The 21263-nt window shown below is 73.1% G+C and carries 15 protein-coding genes; 8 read left to right on the top strand and 7 right to left on the bottom strand.

The annotated features are described in order from the left end of the window. Nucleotides 1–10: 10 nt before the first annotated feature. Nucleotides 11–1417 (top strand): SWIM zinc finger family protein, encoded by a 1407-nt coding sequence (locus AB0F01_RS07200; protein ID WP_362090734.1) that lies wholly within the window; start codon nt 11–13, stop codon nt 1415–1417. Between the two features lie 121 nt (nt 1418–1538). Next, the gene (locus AB0F01_RS07195; protein WP_362090732.1) at nt 1539–3314 is read left to right on the top strand and encodes a DUF5691 domain-containing protein; all 1776 of its coding nucleotides are present in this window, start codon (nt 1539–1541) and stop codon (nt 3312–3314) included. Nucleotides 3315–3505: 191 nt separating this feature from the next. Here AB0F01_RS07195 and AB0F01_RS07190 read toward each other — a convergent pair whose 3' ends face one another. Then, nucleotides 3506–3922, bottom strand: coding sequence for a cobalamin B12-binding domain-containing protein (locus AB0F01_RS07190; RefSeq protein ID WP_362092479.1), 417 nt, complete (start codon nt 3920–3922; stop codon nt 3506–3508). A gap of 488 nt (nt 3923–4410) precedes the next feature. Here AB0F01_RS07190 and AB0F01_RS07185 point away from each other — a divergent pair, with 488 nt between their 5' ends. Together AB0F01_RS07185 and AB0F01_RS07180 are read left to right on the top strand one after the other, a co-directional pair. Next, nucleotides 4411–5277 carry an alpha/beta fold hydrolase gene (locus tag AB0F01_RS07185; RefSeq protein WP_362090730.1) on the top strand — a complete coding sequence of 289 codons (867 nt, stop codon included), beginning with the start codon at nt 4411–4413 and terminating at the stop codon, nt 5275–5277. 555 nt (nt 5278–5832) lie between these two features. Beyond that, on the top strand, nt 5833–7374 hold the full coding sequence (locus tag AB0F01_RS07180) for a M23 family metallopeptidase (RefSeq protein WP_362090728.1): 1542 nt from the start codon (nt 5833–5835) through the stop codon (nt 7372–7374). 288 nt (nt 7375–7662) lie between these two features. On the opposite strand, the gene pcrA is transcribed toward AB0F01_RS07180, so the two are convergent. Beyond that, nucleotides 7663–10143, bottom strand: a complete 2481-nt coding sequence (gene pcrA, locus AB0F01_RS07175; protein WP_362090726.1) for a DNA helicase PcrA — start codon at nt 10141–10143, stop codon at nt 7663–7665. Between the two features lie 486 nt (nt 10144–10629). Between pcrA and AB0F01_RS07170 the strand changes: the two genes are divergently transcribed. Together AB0F01_RS07170 and AB0F01_RS07165 are read left to right on the top strand one after the other, a co-directional pair. Next, the gene (locus AB0F01_RS07170; RefSeq protein ID WP_362090724.1) at nt 10630–11811 is read left to right on the top strand and encodes an NlpC/P60 family protein; all 1182 of its coding nucleotides are present in this window, start codon (nt 10630–10632) and stop codon (nt 11809–11811) included. 193 nt (nt 11812–12004) lie between these two features. Continuing rightward, a complete protein-coding gene (locus tag AB0F01_RS07165) occupies nt 12005–13012 on the top strand; it encodes a tellurite resistance/C4-dicarboxylate transporter family protein (protein WP_362090722.1) in 1008 nt (335 codons plus the stop codon). Here the strand turns inward: AB0F01_RS07165 and AB0F01_RS07160 are convergent. From AB0F01_RS07160 to AB0F01_RS07150, 3 genes are all read right to left on the bottom strand, one after another. After that, nucleotides 12990–13343 (bottom strand): hypothetical protein, encoded by a 354-nt coding sequence (locus AB0F01_RS07160; RefSeq protein WP_362090720.1) that lies wholly within the window; start codon nt 13341–13343, stop codon nt 12990–12992. The two genes, AB0F01_RS07165 and AB0F01_RS07160, sit on opposite strands and share 23 nt — an antisense overlap. A 777-nt stretch (nt 13344–14120) precedes the next feature. Further along, nucleotides 14121–14873 (bottom strand): response regulator transcription factor, encoded by a 753-nt coding sequence (locus tag AB0F01_RS07155; RefSeq protein WP_362090718.1) that lies wholly within the window; start codon nt 14871–14873, stop codon nt 14121–14123. Beyond that, complete coding sequence (locus AB0F01_RS07150; protein WP_362090716.1) at nt 14870–16159, bottom strand: PspC domain-containing protein; 1290 nt, start codon at nt 16157–16159, stop codon at nt 14870–14872. The genes AB0F01_RS07155 and AB0F01_RS07150 overlap by 4 nt, the downstream gene beginning before the upstream one ends. Before the next feature lie 180 nt (nt 16160–16339). Here AB0F01_RS07150 and AB0F01_RS07145 point away from each other — a divergent pair, with 180 nt between their 5' ends. After that, complete coding sequence (locus tag AB0F01_RS07145; protein WP_362090714.1) at nt 16340–17839, top strand: PspC domain-containing protein; 1500 nt, start codon at nt 16340–16342, stop codon at nt 17837–17839. After that, entirely contained in the window at nt 17826–18080 is a 255-nt protein-coding gene (locus AB0F01_RS07140; protein WP_362090712.1) for a hypothetical protein, read from the top strand. The genes AB0F01_RS07145 and AB0F01_RS07140 overlap by 14 nt, the downstream gene beginning before the upstream one ends. Nucleotides 18081–18527: 447 nt before the next feature. Here the strand turns inward: AB0F01_RS07140 and AB0F01_RS07135 are convergent, their stop codons facing one another. Then, the gene (locus AB0F01_RS07135) at nt 18528–19058 is read right to left on the bottom strand and encodes a DoxX family protein (RefSeq protein WP_362090710.1); all 531 of its coding nucleotides are present in this window, start codon (nt 19056–19058) and stop codon (nt 18528–18530) included. 335 nt (nt 19059–19393) lie between these two features. Next, nucleotides 19394–20674, bottom strand: a complete 1281-nt coding sequence (locus tag AB0F01_RS07130) for a hypothetical protein (protein ID WP_362090708.1) — start codon at nt 20672–20674, stop codon at nt 19394–19396. Nucleotides 20675–21263: the final 589 nt, after the last annotated feature.

Raw genomic sequence — 21263 nt, 5'->3', positions numbered from 1 at the left:
GGTCGGGTGCATGAGTCAGCAGGGGGCGGACCGCACTGCGGATCAGCAGGCTCCACCGGTTTCTGACCAGGCGTCGGGACCGGTGGGCGGTGAACCGGGTGCGCCCGGTGCGTGGTCGGAGACGGGGTGGTCGGACGACGGTGTGGTGTGGGGGTTGTACGGGGGGACCGGGACCGGCGGCGGCGCGCAGCATCGGACGGCCATCGACACGGGGGCCGTCTCCGCGCCCGCGTACCGGTGCAGTTGCCCGAGCCGCCGGGAACCGTGCCGGCACGCGGCGGGCCTGCTGGCGCTGCGGTCCGCGGGCGACGGGCCGGTGCCGCGGACGGAGGCGCCCGGGTGGGCGGCGCGTTGGGCGGCGGACCGGCGCGGCCGGGAGGATGAGCCGGGCGCGAGTTCCGCGGAGGGCGGGGCCGCCGCGGAGGGCGCGAGCGCCACGGAGAGCCGTGCTGTCGCGGCCGGGCCGGCCGATCCGGAGGCGGCCCGGCGCAGGGCTCGGCGGCGGGCGGAGCGCGTCACGGCGGGGGTCACGGAGCTGGAGCAGCGCCTGGCGGACCTGTTGCGCGGTGGTCTGGCCGCCGCCGAACGGGCTGGGGCCGGTGCGTGGGAGGAGGCGGCGGCCCGCATGGTCGACGCCCAGGCACCGGGACTGGCCGCCCGGGTGCGGGAGCTGGCGGCGATACCGGATACCGGGCCGCAGTGGCCGGTGCGGCTGCTGGAGGAGTGTGCGCTGCTGCACCTCCTCGTCCGGGGCTGGCTGCGCCGTGAGCTGCTGCCCGACGGCCTCGCCGCGACGGTCCGCTCCCGCGTCGGCCTGCCCGCGTCGGCGGACGGGCCGGGGGTGCGCGACCACTGGCTGGTGCTCGCCCGGTACGACACGGCGGACGCCCGTCTGACGACCCGTCGCATCTGGCTCCACGGCATCGCGTCGGGCCGCACGGCCCTGCTCCTCTCCTACGGTGCGGCCGGCCGGGCGCCGGAACTGTCGCTGCCGGTGGGGCTGGCTCTGGACGCGGAGCTGGCCGCCTATCCGGGCACGGGACAACAGCGGGCCGCGCTGCGCGAGCGGTTCGGGGCCCCCGAACCGGCGACTGCACGGCCCCCGGGCGTCACCACGGCCGGGGCGGCCCGTCGGTACGGCGATGCGCTGCGGGACGACCCGTGGCTGGACGGCGTGCCGGTGACCCTGGACCGGGTGGTTCCGGTCCCGGACGGCGCCGGCTGGCAGCTCGCGGACGCCGACGCGGACACGGCCCTGCCGCTCACCCCTGCGGCGTGCTCCCGCTCCGGGCTGTGGCGGCTGGTGTCCCTGGCCGGCGGGACGCCGGTCCGGGTCTTCGGGGAGTACGGCCACCAGGGATTCACCCCTTTGGCGGCGTGGCCGGAGGGGCCCGGCGAGGTGGTCCCGCTGTGCTGACCCGGCCCTCTGCCGGCGAGCACTCCAGGCCCATGTGCCTCAGGCATGGCACGCGCCACACGGGACACCCGGCACCCGTGAGTCTTCGACCGCTCCGGGACATCCGACGGAAGGGAAGCTCATGAGCAGGATCTCCGCCGCCGCGGACCCGGCCGGCCACCCGACCGGTGCCCCAGCCGGGTCCTCCACCCGGCCCTCCGCTGTCGAGGCCGGGGCTGCCCGGCCCGGTGGGGTGTCCCCGGCGTCGCCCGCCGCTCCGGCCACCGGGCCGGAAGCCTGGGACGAACTCGTCACCACCGCTCTCCTAGGGACCGACCGTCGCACGCCACCGGGCGTCCCACCCGGGCCGGGGGCACCGACGGCCCTGCTCGACGCGGCGGCCGGGGTCACCCTGGGGCGGCGTGCGGGTCTGCTGCCCGCCAGGGCGGCCGAGCGGCCCCGGCCCGCACCGCCGGACCCGCGGCCCGTACTGCCCCCGGCCGCCGCCCGGCGCCTCGAAGCACTGCTGTCCGACCGTCCAAGCCCTTCCGGGGGCCGCCGCGGGGCCGCCCCCGATCTGCGGGAACTCCTCCCCCAGTGGCTCGCCGCCGCGAACGACCGGGGCTTCGCGGCACCGCCCGCACTCCTCCCCGCCCTGCTGGACGCCGCACGGGGACGGACGGACCTGCGCCCGGCGGCGCTGCGCTTCGCCGGCCCCCGTGCGCTGTGGCTGGCGCGGCTCAACCCCGACTGGCGTTTCGCCCTGCGGGCGACACCGGGCGGAGCACTCGCCCGGTCGGGCCCCGAAGATCCGGCGGCTTACCAACGGCTGTGGCACGAGGGTTTGTTCGCGGAACGGGTCTCGCTTCTCGCCGCGCTGCGCTCCCGGCGGCCCGCCGCCGCCCGGGCCCTACTGGTGGGAACCTGGGTCACGGAGCGGGCGGAGGACCGCCTGATGTTCCTGGACTCGCTGCGCACCGGGCTCGGGCCCGACGACGAAGAGTTCCTCGAACAGGCCCTGGGCGACCGCAGCCGCAACGTCCGGGCGACCGCGGCCGACCTGCTGTCGGCACTGCCGGGGTCGGCGTTCGCGGGCCGGATGGCCGTGCGGGCGGCGGCCTGCGTGGCCATGGACCACACCCGGGACACGCCGACGATCGTCGTGGAGGCGCCCCACGCGTGCGACGCGGACATGGAACGCGACGGCATCACCGCCAAACCACCCGCCGGGCGCGGCGAACGGTCCTGGTGGCTCGGCCGGTTGGTGGAGTCGGCACCGCTCACCGCCTGGCCGCACCGGCTCGGCGGGCGGACACCGCGGGAGATCGTGAAGCTGCCTGTGGCCGACGACTGGCAGGGGGAACTGCACGCGGCCTGGTGCCGGGCAGCGGTACGGCAGCAGGACCCCGACTGGTCACGGGCCCTGCTGGGCGACCCCTCGGCACCGGAGGCAGGCGGCCCGGGCGCGGTGTCGCTGGCCGAGCGCGCCCGGCTGCTCGCCGCCCTGCCCCCGGACGAACGCGCCGCGTGGGTGGCCGGGTTCATCGAGACCCACGGCCTGTCGGAGGCGTTCCAGCTGCTCGGAGTCTGCGCGGTCCCGTGGGACGAGCCACTGGGGCGTGCGGTGGTCGACGCACTCGACATCGCCCGGGACGCGGGAAACTACCCCTGGAGCTTCAGCGGGGTCATGGGCCTGGCCGAACGCTGCCTCGACCCCGGCGAAGCCGACCGGCTCGACGCGCTGCTGGCGCTTCCGGAGGAGCCCGAGGACGCTTCCCCGGGGGCCGGTGGCTACTGGGCGGAGGCGTTCCAGCGGCTGGTCACCACGCTGCGCCTGCGGGCCGCGATGCTTCGGGAGCTGGGTCCGGCGCGGCCGGTCCCACTCGCGTCGGCCCCGCACACGGACGGCGCCCCGTGAACCGGCCCGGTGCCGTACGGGTCGACGGGCCGCGCGCCGAGACGGCCCGCCGGGCACCGCCCTCGCCCGGGACGCCCGGCGGGACGGCCGCAGCCGGCCCTGGAGTGCGCGGCGGCACGGAGGAACGGACCTCCGCGGAAGGCGTCGACGGCGCCCCGACCGGCTCCGGCGGTGTTCCCCAGGTCCGGGGGCTACGCTTCGGCGGGCTGCCGTGCGTTCGCGCGCACCCAGTCCACGATGGAAGCCGTCGTCGCGCCCGGGGTGAAGATCTCCGCGACGCCCTTCTCCTTCAGCGGGGCGATGTCCGCCTCGGGGATGATGCCGCCGCCGAACACCAGGATGTCCGCCGCGTCGCGCTCCCGGAGCCGCTCGATCACGGCGGCGAAGAGCGTGTTGTGCGCACCGGAGAGGATGGACAGCCCGATGGCGTCGGCGTCCTCCTGGATCGCGGTGTCGACAATCTGCTCGGGAGTCTGGTGGAGCCCGGTGTAGATGACCTCCATACCGGCGTCCCGCAGGGCCCGCGCGATCACCTTGGCCCCGCGATCGTGGCCGTCGAGCCCCGGCTTGGCCACCACCACGCGGATCGGACCGGCTGCCACACCCATCACTGCCTCCATGAACCGATTACATCCATCCGTACCGACAAGTACCGCACACATCCGTCATGGCGTACACCTCACGCACGTCGCGTTGACCGCACCGGTCGCGTGTGCCGCACGTGCCTCCGCCCGCTGCGCCGGGCGCACGACCGGGACACGGACGCCCCGGCCGAGCCCGGCCGGGGAGTGAACGAACGTTATCGCCAGCATCCCGCAACCGGCCGTTTCACGGTGCACAGCGAGGGGGAAATCACACACAGGGACATGTTCACCGCGCAGCGTTCCCGAGCCGCCGGCTCCGGACCCCACGTGCTCGTGCGACACGCGGACATCAGTGGGAACATGCGCATAAGGGATCCGCGACGAGGTCGCCGTCGTACCGCGACCGTCCGACGTGACGCGTGCGCGCCGCGTCGGCCCCCGTCGTCGCGTCGCCCCATGAGGGCACACGGGGGACACGGTCGTCCTTCCGCGTGCCGACAGGAGGTCGGCCCATGAAGGTCACCCAGGCAGCTCTTCCCTTGCTTCCGCTGTGCCGGCGTCTTCTGCCGACCCGGCTCGCGGATCTCTCCCTGGCCCTGTTGAAAGCCACCGCCCTGGAGCTCGCGATCCTCGCGGGCCACCTCCTCCTCTATCCCGCCGGCATCGTGCAGGAACGGCGGGACGCCCGCCCCGCACTGCCGGCCCCCGAGGGCACCGCACAGCTGCCGGTCGAAGCCAAGCCGCCGGTCGTGCTGCTGCACGGGTTCATCGACAACCGCTCCGTGTTCCTCCTGCTGCGGCGCAGTCTCGCCCAGCACGGCAGGCAGCAGATCGAGTCGCTCAACTACTCCCCGCTCACGTGCGACATCCGCACCGCCGCCGAACTGCTGGGCCGCCACATAGAGGAGGTGTGTGAGCGCACCGGCAGCGACCGGGTCGACGTCGTCGGGCACAGCCTCGGTGGTCTGATCGCCCGGTACTACGTGCAACGGCTGGGCGGCGACACCCGGGTGCGCACGCTGGTCACGCTCGGCACCCCGCACTCCGGCACGCGCGTCGCCCCGCTCGCCAACGCGCACCCCATCGTGCGCCAGATGCGTCCCGGCTCGGAGGTGCTCGAGGAGCTCACCCGGCCCGCGCCGGGCTGCCGCACCCGGTTCGTCGCCTTCTGGAGCGACCTGGACCACATCATGGACCCACTGGAGACGGCCTGCATCGAGCACCCGGACCTGGCGGTGGACAACGTGCGGGTGAGCGGCGTGGGGCACCTCGCCCTACCCGTGCACCCGGCCGTGGCGACCGGCATCCGGGAAGCCCTGGACACGGCGCAGCCGGGAGAACCGACGGCGGGCCGGGCCGGCGGCATGACGGTGGCCTGACGTCTGCTCCGGCACCACTTCTGCGCCGTTCGGTCCCGCGTCATCCCGACTGCTCAGCGGCCGGGGCCGAGGGCGGACCGGCGCAGGGCCGCACAGGGGACCGCGTCGCACCGGAGTCGGACCGGCGCAGGACCGGACGTCGGACAGGGGTCGGACCGGCCACGGACCGGCCTCGACCATGCGTAGGACCGCACACCGGCGGCGCCTCGGCCTCCTGCCGACCCCACCCTGATGCGACGCCGGCCGGTTGCCGCTCCGCACCCCGGGGCGCCCGACACGCCCGAGGCACATGCCACCCGGCGGTGGCATTCCCTCCGGCCCAGCGTTCGGACAACAGCCGCCCCGCAGGGCCGACTTGTCACTGCCGACCCCATCCTCAACTCGAACGCATTTCGAACGCAGAGCCAAGACCTCGTGTGGGCGCCGCCAAAACGCAACCGAATGCCCGTTTCCTGCGAGCCTGAAACCTGCGGAAGATTGTCGCGCCCGCATACCGCCGGGTACAGTCGCCGCACTGCTCTGGCAGCCACCGTTGTCGAGGCGAAAGAGAAGTTGGTGAACGACCGTCACCCGTCGGGGACCATCCCCCCGGCTCCGGCTTCCGACGCCGCCTCGGTGCCCTATGCGCCGTACGGCACACAGGAGGGCCAGTACGGCGACTTCACCACGTACGGCGGCTACGACGCCACCGGTTTTGCCTCCGCACCCCCTGCCACCGGCACCTTCGCCACCGACCCGCTCTTCGGTGACCTGCCCGGCGCCGGCCCGGCCGCGGACACCTACGACACGGGTCAGTGGACCGGTGACGCCCAGGGCAATGGCTCCTACGACGCCTACGCGGCCCAGCACTACGCCGCCTACGACACGGGCCTCCACGACGCGACCGGCTGGGCCACCGGCGGGCAGCAGACGGCCGTGATCCCCACGCAGGCCGACGCCCCCGACACCAGCGGCCAGTGGGACGCCTCCGCCTGGCTGCAGCCCGACCCGTCCGGGTTCCCTTCCTCCGAAGGAACCCAGCAGTGGGACTGGGGCACGCAGACCTTCGACTCCGGCGCGTACGACGCCACCCAGTGGAACTCCGACGGCACCGCGAACGACGCGTCCGACCCCTACGGGACGCAGGCCGAGAACTACGGGACACGGGCCGAGGGCTACGACGAGCAGGCCACCACCCCCTACGAGCAGTCCGGCACCGCGCGGTTCACCGAGGACGAGCCGGACGGCGACGCCGGTACCGCGCACCCGGCGGACGGTCCGGGCGACACCGGTGAACTGCCCGCCGTGAGCCTGCTGGACGACCAGGAGGAGGTCGCCCCGGCGCCGCTCCCCCGCACCGGCTCCCGGAGCGGCAACCGCTCCCGCCGCCGCACCCCCCCGAAACGGTCCGCGCTGCTCACGGTCGCCGTGCCGTCGGTGTGCGTCATGGGAGTGGCCGGCGTCGCGGCAGCCTCGGTCGTCGACCTGAGCGGGGAGACCGGCGGCCAGGAGACGAACACCACCGCCGCGGACGCCCAGCCGGTGCAGCCGTCCGCCGCCAACATCAAGCTGGACACCCAGCTGAAGAGCCTCACCGCCGGGGCCGACGACTTCGCCGACCGGGCCAGTCGCACGCAGGAACGCATCGACCTCGAGGCGCAGCAGGAGGCCGACCGCAAGCGCGCCGCCCAGGAGGCCGCACGCAAGGAGCGGCTGCGCCCCAAGTTCGCGCTCCCGGTGGCCCTCCACGGGCTCAGCGCCTTCTACGGCCAGGCGGGCACCAACTGGATGTCCGTGCACACCGGCATCGACTTCCCCGTGCCGTACGGCTCGACCGTGATGGCCGCGACGGACGGCACCGTCCGCACACAGTTCAACGTCAGTTACGGCAACATGATGATCGTGACGGCGAAGGACGGTACGGAGACGTGGTACTGCCACCTCTCCAGCTACAAGGTCGCCCCCGGCACGACCGTGAAGGCCGGCGACCCCATCGCGTTCTCCGGCAACTCGGGCAAGTCCACCGGCCCGCACCTGCACTTCGAGGTCCGGCCCGGCGGCGGCTCCACGATCGACCCGCTCGCCTGGCTGCGCAGCCACGGCCTCAACCCGTCGTGACGCACTGACCGCCGTCCCACCGCCCCGCCACTCGTCGGCCCCTCTCGGCCCGTGAACCCCGCCGCACCGGCGACGCCCACGGGCCGCTCCCCCGTCGGGGCCTGCCCAGGGCCTGTCGTTCGGATCATTCCGGCGTCGCAGGCTCCGGCACGCGCATCTGCGGTATTGCCGTCGGCCGGCGATGTTCCGCGTCGCCGCCCTCCTCCGCCTCGCGGCCGCACCCGCCAACCCGCTCGGGTCGGCGGCAAGGAGCCGTGGGCCGGGTCGGCGTGATCCGAACGACGGGCCCTACAGCTTCTCCACCGGCGCGTACCGCAGCAGCAGCCGCTTGGGCTTGGTGTCACCGAAGTCGATGGTCGCCTCGGCGTTGGAGCCGGTGCCCTTGACCCCCACCACGGTGCCGAGCCCGAACTGGTCGTGCGTGACACGGTCCCCGACGGCCAGCGACACCACCGGCTTCTCCGCCGTCCGCCGGGTGGCGAACCCGGAGGCACCCGAGGCCGACGAACGCGACCGCGAGGAGGACAGCGACGCCGCGATCCCCGACGCCGGACCGGAGGAGGCCGGTGCGCTCGCCCCGGTGCGCTTCCACTCCAGGTGCGCGGCCGGGATCTCCTCCAGGAACCGCGAGGGCGGGTTGTAGGACGGCTGCCCCCACGCGCTGCGCAGCGTCGAGCGGGTGAGGTACAGCCGCTCGCGCGCACGGGTGATGCCGACGTAGGCCAGGCGCCGCTCCTCCTCCAGTTCCTTGGTCTCGCCGAGGGCGCGCATGTGCGGGAACACGCCGTCCTCCATGCCGGTGAGGAAGACCACCGGGAACTCCAGGCCCTTGGCGGTGTGCAGGGTCATCAGCGTGATGACGCCCGAGCCGTCCTCGTCCTCGTCGGGGATCTGGTCGGAGTCGGCGACCAGGGCGACCTGCTCCAGGAAGTCGGCCAGCGTTCCGGTCTCCCCCTCGGCGCGCTCCTGCTCGAACTCCAGGGCCACCGCGGCGAGTTCCTGGAGGTTCTCGATCCTGGTCTCGTCCTGCGGGTCGGTGGACGCCTGCAACTCCGCGAGGTAGCCGGTCCGTTCGAGGACCGCCTCCAGCACCGTTGCCGGGCCCGCACCGGACTCGACGACCGTGCGCAGGTCCTCCATCAGCGTGTTGAACCGCTTCACGGCGTTCGACGAGCGCGCGGCCATGCCGTACGCCTCGTCGACGCGCTTGAGCGCCTGCGGGAAGCTGATCTTCTCCCGTTGGGAGAGGGCGTCGATCATGGCCTCGGCACGGTCGCCGATGCCCCGCTTGGGCACGTTGAGGATGCGGCGCAGCGGCACCGAGTCCTCGGGGTTGGCGAGCACCCGCAGGTACGCCAGGACGTCCCGGACCTCCTTGCGCTCGTAGAAGCGGACCCCGCCGACAACCTTGTAGGGCAGCCCGACGCGGATGAAGACCTCTTCGAAGACACGGGACTGGGCGTTGGTGCGGTAGAAGACGGCGACGTCGCCCGCCTTGGCCTCGCCGGCGTCCGTGAGCCGGTCTATCTCGTCGGCGACGAACTGTGCCTCGTCGTGCTCGGTGTCGGCGACGTACCCGGTGATCCGCGCGCCCGCGCCGGCGTTGGTCCACAGGTTCTTCGGGCGGCGGGACTCGTTGCGCTCGATGACCGCGTTGGCGGCGCTGAGGATGGTCTGCGTGGAGCGGTAGTTCTGCTCCAGCAGGATCGTCGTCGCGTCCGGGTAGTCCTCCTCGAACTGCAGGATGTTGCGGATCGTCGCACCGCGGAAGGCGTAGATCGACTGGTCGGCGTCGCCCACCACACACAGTTCGGCCGGCGGGACCTCGGCCTCGGGCGGCACGTCGACGGGGTGCTCCGCGGTGCCGACGAGTTCGCGGACCAGGGCGTACTGCGCGTGGTTGGTGTCCTGGTACTCGTCGACCAGGACGTGCCGGAAGCGGCGGCGGTAGTGGTCGGCGACGTCCGGGAAGGCACGCAGCAGGTTGACCGTGGTCATGATCAGGTCGTCGAAGTCCAGCGCGTTCGCCTCACGCAGCCGGGACTGGTAGAGCGCGTACGCCTGGGCGAGGGTCTTCTCGAAGCCGTCGGTCGCCTGAGCGGCGAAGTCCTCCTCGTCGATCAGCTCGTTCTTCAGGTTGCTGATCTTCGCGCTGAAGGACTTGGGCGGGTACCGCTTGGGGTCGAGGTCCAGGTCGCGGCAGACCAGCGCCATCAGACGCTTGGAGTCGGCGGCGTCGTAGATCGAGAACGACGAGGTGAAGCCCAGCTTCTTGCTCTCCCGGCGCAGGATGCGCACGCAGGCACTGTGGAACGTCATGACCCACATCGCGTTCGCCCGGGGGCCGACGAGCTGCTCGACGCGCTCCTTCATCTCGCCCGCGGCCTTGTTCGTGAACGTGATCGCGAGGATCTGGCCGGGGTGGACGCCCCGCTCGCCGAGCAGGTGGGCGATGCGGTGGGTGAGCACCCGGGTCTTGCCGGAGCCGGCGCCGGCCACGATGAGCAGGGGGGAGCCGGAGTGCACCACGGCGGCGCGCTGGTTGTCGTTGAGCCCCTCCAGGAGGGCGGCGGAGTCCATCACGGGGCGGGGGGCGCCGTCCCGGTAGTAGGCGTCACGGTCCGGCGGCACGTCGAACTTCCCGCCGAACAGGTCGTCCGGAACCGGCTCCGGTCCGTGCTCGTCCTCGGGCGGCGGCGGGGGCTCGTCCACGGGGCCGCGCTGGGCCTGGAGGTCCGCCAGGAAGCTGTCGTCAAAGAGGCTGCTCATCGCTCTCCGAGTCTAGGCCGCCCCACCGACAGCCCGGGGCCGCCCCGGAAACATCACGCCGTTCCGGCGCCGGCTCCGAGACCCCACCACCGGCCCGCCCCATGTTCGGACACCCGCGCACCCTGCAGTGCCGTGCGATCACCGACGGTGACCACTTCGATCAGGTCACGAAAATGTATCGGGCATATCACCCATCAACCTTCACAAGGGCCACATCAGTTGGCTACGGTGCGGGCGGGCCGCTCGTCCCCCGTCGGCGAACCTCGCCGGCTCGCGCGGCCCCCGCCGAGTCCGTCACTGTCCGTCAGGTCAGCCGGAGCCGGGGTTCCACCGAGACCATGGGGTGAATCGGCCCACTCCCCCGCGGAGCGGCCGTAGGGCAACCCTTCCGAAGTACCCGCCCGAACCCTCCCCAGTGCCGGCACGGCCTGGGCGGGGACCCCCGCCGTTCACCGTAGGGCGGAGTTCTGGAAGGAGTCGCCTCCCTTGGCGTCGCACCGCAAGTCGCGCACCCCGGGCTCGCGCGTGGCAGGCATACGCACCCCTGCTCTGGCCACCGCGGCCCTCACTTCTGTGGCCCTGCTCTCCCAGACGGCCGACGCCGCCCCGGCCGACGACGGCAAGCCCAGCCTGGAAGAGGTCGAGAAGAAGGTCGGCGACCTCTACCGCCAGGCGGAGTCGGCGACCGAGAAGTACAACGCCGCCAAGGAGAAGACCGCCAAACAGCGCGAACGCGTCGACACCCTCCTCGACGACGTGGCCCGGCGCACCCAGAAGCTGAACGACGCGCGGGAGCAGCTGGGGTCCTACGCCGCCGCCCAGTACCGCACCGGGGCCGGCGTCCCGGACACCGCCACCTTCCTGCTCGCCGACTCGCCGCAGGACTTCTTCGACCGCAGCCGGCACCTGGACCGGATGACCGGCCGCCAGAAGGAGGCGGTCGACGACTACGTCACCCAGCAGTCCGAGACGATGAAGAAGCGCCGGGAGGCCACCGAGAGCCTGGCCGCGCTCACCGAGTCGCAGAACGACCTGAAGACGGCCAAGGCCACCGTCCAGAAGAAGCTCGCCGACGCCCGCGAGCTGATGTCGAAGCTGACCGCCGAGGAGAAGGCCCGGCTGGCGGCGATCGAGAAGCAGAAGCAGGAGGAGGCGGCCCGCAAGGCCGCCGAACTCGCCGAACAGCAGGCCGAGCGCCAGGAGGCCCGGGAGGAGTCCCAGCCGGACCGCGGCGGTCAGGGGGACCCCGGCTCCTCGGGCTCCTTGGGTTCCACCACCGCCCCTCCGGCCTCGTCCGACTCCGGGTACGCCACCAAGGCGGAGAAGGCCCTCGCGTTCGCCCGCGCCCAGATCGGCAAGCCGTACGTCTGGGGTGCCACCGGCCCCGGCTCCTACGACTGCTCCGGCCTGACCCAGGCCGCGTGGAAGGCCGCCGGCGTGGTCCTCCCGCGCACCACGTACGACCAGGTCAAGGCCGGGACGACCGTGCCGCTGTCCCAGGCGCAGCCCGGTGACCTCGTCTTCTTCTACGACGACATCACCCATGTGGGCCTCTACATCGGCAACGGCAAGATGATCCACGCCCCGAAGCCCGGCACCTTCGTCCGCGAGGAGTCGGTGTTCTACGACGGCGAGTCGTCCATCCACAGCGTGGTGCGTCCCGCCTGACCCGCCTGGGCTGACGCACCCGAGGCCTGACGCACCCGGTCCGACTCACGCGAGGCCCGCCCGCACCCCGGGCCGGTCCGCTACGGCCCCGAACCGCTGCGCCCCCGGTCCGCCAGGGCCGGGCGGCGGGCGTTCGGTCCCCCGTGCGCGCCCCGTCGATCACCGCGCGGTGTGCTCTTCTAGCATTCCGCCCATGCCCCGCGCCTCTGCCTCCCCTGTCCGCGCCTGGTGGGCGCAGCGTTCACCCGCGGCCGGAGCCGCCGTGATGGCCACCGGCATCGTGTCGGTGGCGCTGCGCCTGGCGGGCTACGAGGTCCTCTCGCGCGTCACCCTGGTGCTGGCCTGCGCCGCGTGGTCGGGGCTGGCGGCGGAGTTCGTCCTGCGACTGCTGCGAGAGCGCGAACGCTGGGTCGCGGAAGCGGCGACGCCGGGCGCCCTCACGGCCGTCGCCGCCACGACGGTGATCGGCGCGGGCTTCGCCGCCCTGGACCTGCTTCGCCTGGCCGAGGTGATGCTGGCACTGGCCACCGTGCTCTGGCCGGTGCTGCTCGTCCTGGTCGTCAGCCGCTGGCGGCGGCGCATGCCCGGAGCGGTCTTCCTGTGCTGCGTGGCCACGGAAGGACTCGCCCTCCTCGGTGCCACACTCGCCGCCGCCGAGTCGGCGGCCTGGCTCGCGCGTGCGGCCATGGTGCTGTTCTGGTTCGGGCTGGTGCTCTACGCGCTCGCCCTGTTCCACTTCGACTGGCGGCAGGTGTTCGAGGGGGCGGGCGACCACTGGATCGCCGGGGGCGCACTCGCCATCTCCGGGCTCGCCGGCGCGCGACTGCTCACCGCCGACGGCCCCCACCTGTACCTGTGGAACGAGGACGGCAGCGGCGTGCTGCGGTTCGCGACGGTGAGCCTGCTGGTCCTGGACCTCGCCTGGTACGTGGTCCTGCTCACCGCCGAGATCGTGCGGCCCCGGCTGGGCTACGACACCCGGCGCTGGTCGACCGTGTTCCCACTGGGCATGACGGCGGCGGCGACGCTGTCCGCGTCCGCCGTCGTCGGTGCCCCGTGGCTGGAGCACCTGGGGCACGTGCTGGTGTGGGTGGCGGTGGCCGTGTGGCTGGTGGTCGCCGCCGGAGCAGCCGGCTCCGCGCGGTCGGCGTGGACCTCGTCGCCCGCGCGGGAGGCGATCAGGTCCAGAGGACGGCGATGAAGATGTTCGCCGTGGTCAGCAGACCCACCAGGCCGAACAGCCCCTTGTCGACCTTCTCGTCGTCCCGCTTCACGTAGACCAGCCCCAGGATCACGATCAGCAGAGCGAGCTTGATACCGATCTTGATGTGGTTGACGGTGTGGTCCTGGGCCTCGTTGAGGCCGACCAGGATGACACCGGTGACCAGCATCGTCACCGCGCCGTGCAGCATCGCGGGGCTGAAGCGGGCGGTGCCCTCGCCCATCGCCTTCATCTGTGTGAGGAAGCCGCCCAGGAGCGATGCGATACCGATGATGTGCAGGCCGACGAAGAGGTGGATGAGTACGTCCATGAGGCCGGAGCCTAGCCAGACCCGTCACAGCTCCCGGCACCGGGCCGGGCAGGAGGACGGGGCCGCGGCTCCGGGTCGCACAGCGGGGGTCGCGGGACGCGACATCGCCGGGTGGAATCGCCGGGCGGGACGGTCGCGGTGGTGGATCGATCGCGGTGCGGCCTGGCAGCTGGGGCACGGTCGGACCACATGCCGAATCCCCGTCCGTCCTCTCCCCTCTGCGGCATAGCAGCCGGGCCCCCGCATGCCACGGGTCTTCCCCGCATCGGTCAGCGGACTCGGTGAAGGCGTCGGGGATGCGCGGAGATCACGGTCGCATCCGATCGTCCGCCGGTCCGTCGGCATCACTTCCGCGCAACTCCGGGGCGGTCCTGCTCGGCGGGCCTAACGTCCTTGAACCAGGTGACCGGCGCATCACCGCCACCCGTACCAGGGGCGGTGCCGGACATCACCGCAGAGAAGGTCCGGCGGCGGCCCGCTCCCCCTGTGCACACCGCCGCCGGACACGCGGAACGGATCCGCCTCGCCTCGAACCGGCCCGCGAGGACCGCAGACCGGCTCGCGTCCAGCGCCACCGGCTGCGGTCCTCACGGGCCGGGTGCGCGGTCAGGGGCGTGGAGCACGGCAGCGACGCGGCAGCGGCAGCGGCAGCGGCAGGCAACGGGTGTGGCTCGGTGACGGAACCGGAGCCCTCGGGCTTCGGCTCCCGGGCTCCCGGCCTGCCCGGCCGCCTACGCGGAGTCGCGCGGAGAGGGCGCGGTCGTGGCGCGCCGCGGCTCAGACCAGCCGGCGCGCCGTCGCCCAGCGGGTCAGCTCGTGCCGGTTGGACAGCTGCAGCTTGCGCAGGACCGCCGAGACATGCGACTCGACCGTCTTCACCGAGATGAACAGCTGCTTGGCGATCTCCTTATAGGCGTATCCCCGGGCGATGAGCCGCAGCACCTCGCGCTCCCGCTGGGTGAGGCGGTCGAGGTCCTCGTCGACCGGCGGGGCGTCGGTGGAGGCGAAGGCGTCCAGTACGAAGCCGGCCAGGCGCGGTGAGAAGACGGCGTCGCCCTCCTGCACGCGGAAGATGGAGTCGACGAGGTCGGTGCCGGTGATCGTCTTGGTGACGTAGCCGCGGGCTCCGCCGCGGATGACACCGATCACGTCCTCGGCCGCGTCGGACACGGACAGGGCGAGGAAGCGGACGGGCTGCTCGCTGTCGCCCATCAGCGGGGCACAGCGGCGCAGCACTTCGACACCGCCGCCCCCGGGCAGGTGCACGTCGAGCAGCACCACCTCGGGCCGGGTGGCCGTGATCACCGTGACCGCCTGGTCGACGTCGGCGGCCTCGCCCACGACCTCCACACCGGTCTGCTCGGTCTGCCCGATCTCGGCCTGGACACCGGTGCGGAACATGCGGTGGTCGTCGACCAGCACGACCCGCACGTGGCGCCGCCCCGCGGCGTCGGCCGGTGACGCGGATCCGGTCGCCTCCACCGCCTCCGCCGGTCCGGTCGACCGGTTGGCCTCGTTCGGCTCGCTCATGCCTTCTCCGCCCTCTCCATCTCCAGCTCGACCTCCGTGCCGCCGTCCGGCACCGCGCGCAGGCGCGCCGTGCCGCCGTTGCGTTCCATGCGGCCGATGATCGATTCTCTGACGCCCATGCGATCGGCGGGTATCGCGTCGAGGTCGAAGCCCGGACCGCGGTCCCGTACGGACACGAACACCGTCCGCCCCTCGACCTCGGCGTAGACCTGCACGGCACCCCCTTCGCCACCGTACTTGGCGGCGTTGACCATCGCCTCGCGCGCGGCCTGCATCTGCGCACCGATCCGCTCGTCGAGGGGGCAGTCCCCGACGACGACGACCTCCAGGGGAACACCGTGCTGGTCCTCCACCTCGGCGGCGTTGCGCTTCACCGCCTCGGCGAGGGTGGTGGGCTCCTCGTCCTCGTCCTTGCCGTTGCCCTCCGGCTTGTAGAGCCAGGCACGCAGGTCGCGCTCCTGCGCACGGGCGAGGCGGCGGACCTCTCCGGGACTCTCGGCGTTGCGCTGGATCAGCGTGAGGGTGTGCAGCACCGAGTCGTGGACGTGGGCGGCGACCTCGGCCCGTTCCTGCGCCCGGATCCGCATCAGCCGTTCCTCGGACAGGTCCTGGGTCATGCGCACGAGGTAGGGCCCGGCGAGCAGCGTGATGCCGACGAGGACCGCGAGCGCCGCCTGGAGCACCGGGCCGAGGTGGGCACCCGAGCCCTGGAGGACGAATATGCCCGAGACGCCCGCCGTCACCAGCAGGACACCGGCGCCGGCGCGCAGCAGGGTGACCGTACGCCGGCGGCGCCCCACCTCGACCCAGCGGGCCCTGCGGGCGTTGTCGGCCTGCCGCCAGACCAGGGCGACGCCGGCCCCGGCCAGGACGGTCGGCCAGAGGTAGGCACGGGCACCATTGGTGAGATCCACGCTGCCCACGAAGACCATCGCCACGACGACCATGAGGAGCAGGGCGACGATCTGGCCCTTGTCCGGTCTGCGCGTGACCAGTCTGCGGCGGCCGTCCGCCGAGACCTCGGTGGCGACCAGGGACGGCGGCCGGTGCGCCTCCACACCGCCGATGCCGAGGGGGACGAAGAACCAGAAGGCGGCGTACAGCAACGCGCCGAGACCGTCGGCCATGAACAGGCCGACGAAGACGAGTCGGACCCAGACCACGGGCAGCCCGAGGTGCCCGGCCAGCCCCCGCGCCACTCCTCCGAGCCAGCGACCGTCGCTGCTGCGGTAGAGCTTGCGCGGCGGCCTCGGCTCGACGACTGGCGCTGCTGCGGCTTCCGACATGTCAATGATGGTCACACGCTCGTCGGCACGGGGGCATCAGGGTAAGTCCCCGAGACTCCCCTGATCTCCGGGTACGGCTCCCCGCGGCGTGCCCCCGGACTTCCACCGGGGGCTGAAATCAGGGTCGCACCAGGGTCGTCCCGACTGCCGTCGGGACGGCTCGCCCGTCACCATGGACGCATGACAGATCACCAGCACGCCGCGACGGGTCCGGGACCCGGCTCCGGCCCGCGCCCCTCCCCGGGTGCCGGGCCGCAGGATGCCGCGTCCGCCGCGGATGCGCCCCGCGCGCCCGGGCCCGCGGGTGCGCACGGCGGGAGCGGGAAGGGCGAGGGCGGCGGTCCGAGCGCCCCGCCGGGCTACGCGGCCGGACAGGCCGCCGGCCCGGCCTCCCCTCCGGCGGCGGAGGGGGACGAGCCGCCGCACCGTTTCCGGCGCGACCGTGACCACAAGCTGCTCGGTGGCGTCTGTTCCGGCCTCGGCCGGCAGTGCGACATGGACCCGGTGATCTTCCGGATCACCCTCGCCGTGCTCTCCGCGACCGGCGGCGTGGGACTCATCTTCTACGGCTTCGCCTGGCTCCTCGTCCCCTACGAGGACGAGGAGGAGAACGAGATCCGCAGGCTGCTGACCGGCCGGGTCGACGGCCACGCCCTGGCCGCCGTCCTCTTCGCCCTGGTCGGCTGCGGTGTCTTCCTCACCATGCTGAACAACGGCGGCGTGCTGAGTTTCGCCGTCATACTGTCCATCCTGCTGGCCGGCGCAGGGTACTGGTCCCGGCACCGCGGCGCCCCGGGCCCGGACCCCCTGGCCGCGCAGGCGGTCGCGGACGCTCCACCGGAGCCGCAGGCACCTCCGGTGGCCACCGCCTACCCGTCCTGGTGGCGCGACCCGATCGTCAAGGACGGCCGGCACGTCGGTGCCACCGGCTACCTGTGGGGCCCGTGGGGCGCAGGCGCCCATGACGCCACCGCGGGCGTGTCCATCGGTCTCGCCCCCAACCTGCACAAGTCCCCCGACCTTCCGCCGCAGCCGCCGAGACAGCGGGGGCCCCGATGGATCGGCGGCTGGATCTTCCTGCTCGCCCTGCTCGCGGCCGGTCTGGGCACGGGCCTGACCTGGCACGAGCACCCCCTCGGCACGAGCCTGCAGACGGGCCTGGCCGCCGCGCTCGCCGTCTTCGGCCTCGGCATCGCCGTCAGCGCGTTCCTCGGTCGTACCGGGGCGGGATCCATCATCCTGGCCGTCATCACGGCCGGGCTGCTGGCAGGAGCGTCCGCCCTGCCCAAGGACATCGGCACGGACTGGATGCGCACCACCTGGGAGCCCGCCTCGGTCGCACAGATACGCCCGGCCTACGACCTGGGCACCGGCACGGGCACGTTGGACCTGTCGGGCGTCCGGGTGCCCGAGGGGAAGACGGTGTCCACCCGGGCGGAGGTCGGAGTGGGGCGCGTCCACGTGATCGTGCCCGACGACGTGACCGTGCGGCTGACCATCGAGGTGGGCATCGGCGACATTCAGCTCCCCGGAGAGAAGAAGCAGGACGTCGACGTGGCCCCGGGCAAGCACGAGGAGGTCACTCTCGATCCGCCCGCCGGCGTCGAGAAGGGGGGCACACTGGAGCTGGATCTCCAGGTCGGTGCCGGACAGGCGGAGGTCAGCCGTGCCACGTCATGAGTTCCAGCCGGGGAAGCTGATCGCCGGCGCCAGCCTGGTCGCGGCAGCGACCCTCTTCCTCGGGGATGCGGGCGGGGCCTGGGACACTCCCTGGTTCGTGTTGTTCCCGGTCGTCGGGGGCGGCTTGTGCCTGGCCGGCTCCGTGGCCCTGGTGACCGGCCGGATACGCCGGCGCCGCCGTACGGCCGGCAACGGTCCGGGCGTCGACGCCGCACCTCCCGGACGGCCCGTTCGGGGGTGACCTGCCCTCTCCGGTGGTCCGCCTCCGGGTCGCCCGGCGACCTGCCCGGCGGGTGTCCGCGAGGCGGGGGCGGTCTGGCCGAAGGTGTCCGCAGGGTCCGATCGCCCGCTCAAGAGGGCGGGCTCCCGAGTCGGGAGGGCGGGCCCGGTAGTCGGGAGGGCAGGCTCACGAGTCGGGAGGGCGTGAAACCGTCGTCCGGAGCGCCTGACCGTGGTTCGGAGGGCGTGCCCCGCCGATCCGGACGGCCTGACCGTGGATGCGGAGGGCCTGCCCCGCCAACCCGGACGGCCTGACCGTGGTTCGGAGGACGTGCCCCGCCGATCCGGACGGCCTGACCGCCGGTCCAGAGGACATGACTGTGGCGTCGCGAGGCCGTATCGCCTGATCGTGGATCCCGAGAGCGTGCCCGGGAGTCCGGATGGCCTGGCAGCGGATCAGTTGTACGGGTCAGGTGTAGTCGGCGGATCCGCGCCTGCGCCGCGCCCGGAGAAGGGCGTCCAGGGAGAGCACGGGCGCGCCGGCCAGCACGAGTGGGATCCACGCCATCATGTAGGGGAGGTCGTTGCCGTAGTAGTAGGGGTCAGAGGCCCAGCTCACCGTCAGCCACAGGCTCAGGGAGATCAACACGCCGCCCAGCGCGGCAAGGCGGGTGAGGAGGCCGACCAGGACTCCCAGGCCAACGGCCAGTTCCCCGAAGGCGATGGCGTAGCCGAAGCCCACCGGGTTCTTCAGGGAGAGGTCGATCAGGGCAGGGATGGCGGAGGAGTCCCGGACGGCCCGCATCATGTCGCCGATCGATCCGGCGCCCGAGTCCTTCAGGAAAGCGCTGTCCGTGAGCTTGTCCAGCCCCGCGTAGACGAAGGTGACGCCCAGAAAGATCCGGAGGGGAAGGAGTGCGTAACGGGTGGCCGTGTCCCGCCAGTCACCGCCGCGGTCCAGGTGGGAGGAGTACGTTTCCGTGCGCCTGCCGTGAGTCATCGCTGCCTGCCGCCTCTCACCGCCTGTCGAGACCCCCTCAACAGACCATACGTACGACAATCCACCACGGCTCAACCGTGACTGCCCAGTATTTACGGGAGATCAACAGCAAACCGACAGGTCCACGCGGCGGAAGCAGGGAGGGAGGCGAGAGCTGAACGAGGGCGGACGGAGCCGCGAACAGAGGTACGGCACCGGCCCGGCAGCGAGTGCGGGCGGGCCGAGGACCGGTTCCCCTCCCAGAGCCTGACCGGCCCGCTCGTCCCTCCCGTCGCCGAGCCGGGTCGGGCAGCGGCGGTGAAGCCAGGTGGCGTTTCCGGGAGACTCGGCCCGGGTCACTCCGTCACGTCGATCGCGTAGCGGTTCGTTTCCACGCCCGCTGCCGTCACCACCTGGACCTCCACCCGGCCGGGCTCCACCTCCGCCGGGACCGGCACGGTGAGGAGGGTGTCCGTCGGGTTGTCGAAGCCTCCTGTGACGGGCACCAGAGGTACGTGCACGTTCACGGCGCCCACCCGGACGACCATCCGGGACAGCCGCTCGGCGCCCTGGGAACCCGGTGGGACGAAGCCGGTGCCGCGGATCTCGATGTCGTCCCCGGTCCGGATGGGCGCGTCCAGGGCCCCGGCCTCACGTGCCCGGACGACCGAGAGGATCACCGGCCGTCCGACCTCGGCATACTTGCCGGCGAGATAGGTCGCCGCCGACACCAGCACGACCGCCGCCAGCCCCCACGGCAGGTCCGGCAACTGGTCCGGGCGGCGGGCCAGCCGTACCGCCGCGAACACCAGGGCCACGGCGCTGATCACCACGTACTGGATGTCCGCGAAGCTGCCCCGCCCCGCGTCGTCGGTCAGGAGGTCCGCCGCCCGCGGCCGGTCCGCGCGCACCTTCTGCAACCGCTGTCCCAGGACCCGCAGCCCGATCACCCGCCGGACCAGCACGGCGATGCCGCACACCACGGCGAGGACGGTGACCACACCGGCTCCGCGGGCGAGTTCGAGTCCCGCGATCAGCGCGTCGCGCTCCGCGGGGCCGGACGCGGCCGCCAGTCGGCCCGCGAGGACCAGCACCGCGTAGGCGAGGAACAGCACCCAGGCCGCTGCCACGGCACGGGAGGTGGAGAGACGGTTGTCCTCGCCGATCACCGGGGCCAGCGCTCCGCCACGCGCCCGGTGGAACCACGACGCGGCGGAGAGCGTCCCGGCCACCACCAGCGCGGCCACCAGCCCGGCCGAGCGTGCGCCGGTCCACCCTGCACCGATCGCCGTCAGCGCCTGGACCAGGAGCAGCACCACGACGCCGGCCCACACCGTCACGACCGTCCGGTGCCACAACCGCGCCAGCCAGGCCGCGCCCTCGGCGCGGCTGCGCTGGGCGACCAGCTCGGCGGCCTGCGTCAGCTCCTCGGACACCCACTGCCGGGAGGCCGACGCCGAGTGCGCCACCGCGGCCGGCAGCCCCTGACCGGCGGCGAACTCGTCCCTGCGCAGCAAGAACGCCGCGACCGCACGCCGGTGCCCCTCACGCGCGCCGTGCGGGCAGTCCCCGCAGGTACAGCCGCCATCGTGCGCGCCGGGGCCCACGCCGCCCTCTCTCGCCTCCTGCACCGCCACGCCCGAAGCCCGCCTCTCCCGCACCCGCGTTCCCACGCCCGCCCGCCGCCCGGCGCAACTCCCCGGCGACGACAGCGAATTGTGCCCTACAACAGGGCTCGATCGAGCAGCAGGTGTGGTCAATGAGGGTGAATCTCAAGGCGTGATGTTGACCCATCGGGCCGTGGCCCCGGCGGCCGTGCGCCGGACGGGCCCGCCCCACGGACGGGCCCGCACCGGCGCCACAGGTCGTGAGCGACTCGACCGGCAGGTCAGGCGCCCGGCGTCCCTGTCCGTCCGGTGCAAACCCGGGCCCGAGGCCAACCGAATGCGCCCGGGGCCAACCGAACGCGCCCGGGAACAGTCGAGCAAACAGCCGGACGGGCCCCGGAGCAGCATGACGGGCCGGGGAGCAACCGGACGGGCCCGGGAGCAGCTGGACGGGCCTGGGACCCGGCCGCCCTCTCGGGCGTCCCCGCAGACGCCGAGAGATCCGTGGGCCCCCACTCCCGCAGATCCGTAACCAGCCGCTCCCGCGGTCCGTGGCCCTTCCGACAGGTCCCTGGCCCCAAACTCCTCAGCCCCGTGGCCTTCCGCAGGTGTGCGGCCC

This window comes from Streptomyces sp. NPDC029526 (assembly GCF_040637405.1).
In the GTDB taxonomy this organism is placed as follows: Bacteria; Actinomycetota; Actinomycetes; order Streptomycetales; family Streptomycetaceae; genus Streptomyces.
The sequence above is the reverse complement of the archived record's forward strand: the minus strand, read 5'-3'. Positions and strand labels throughout refer to the sequence as shown.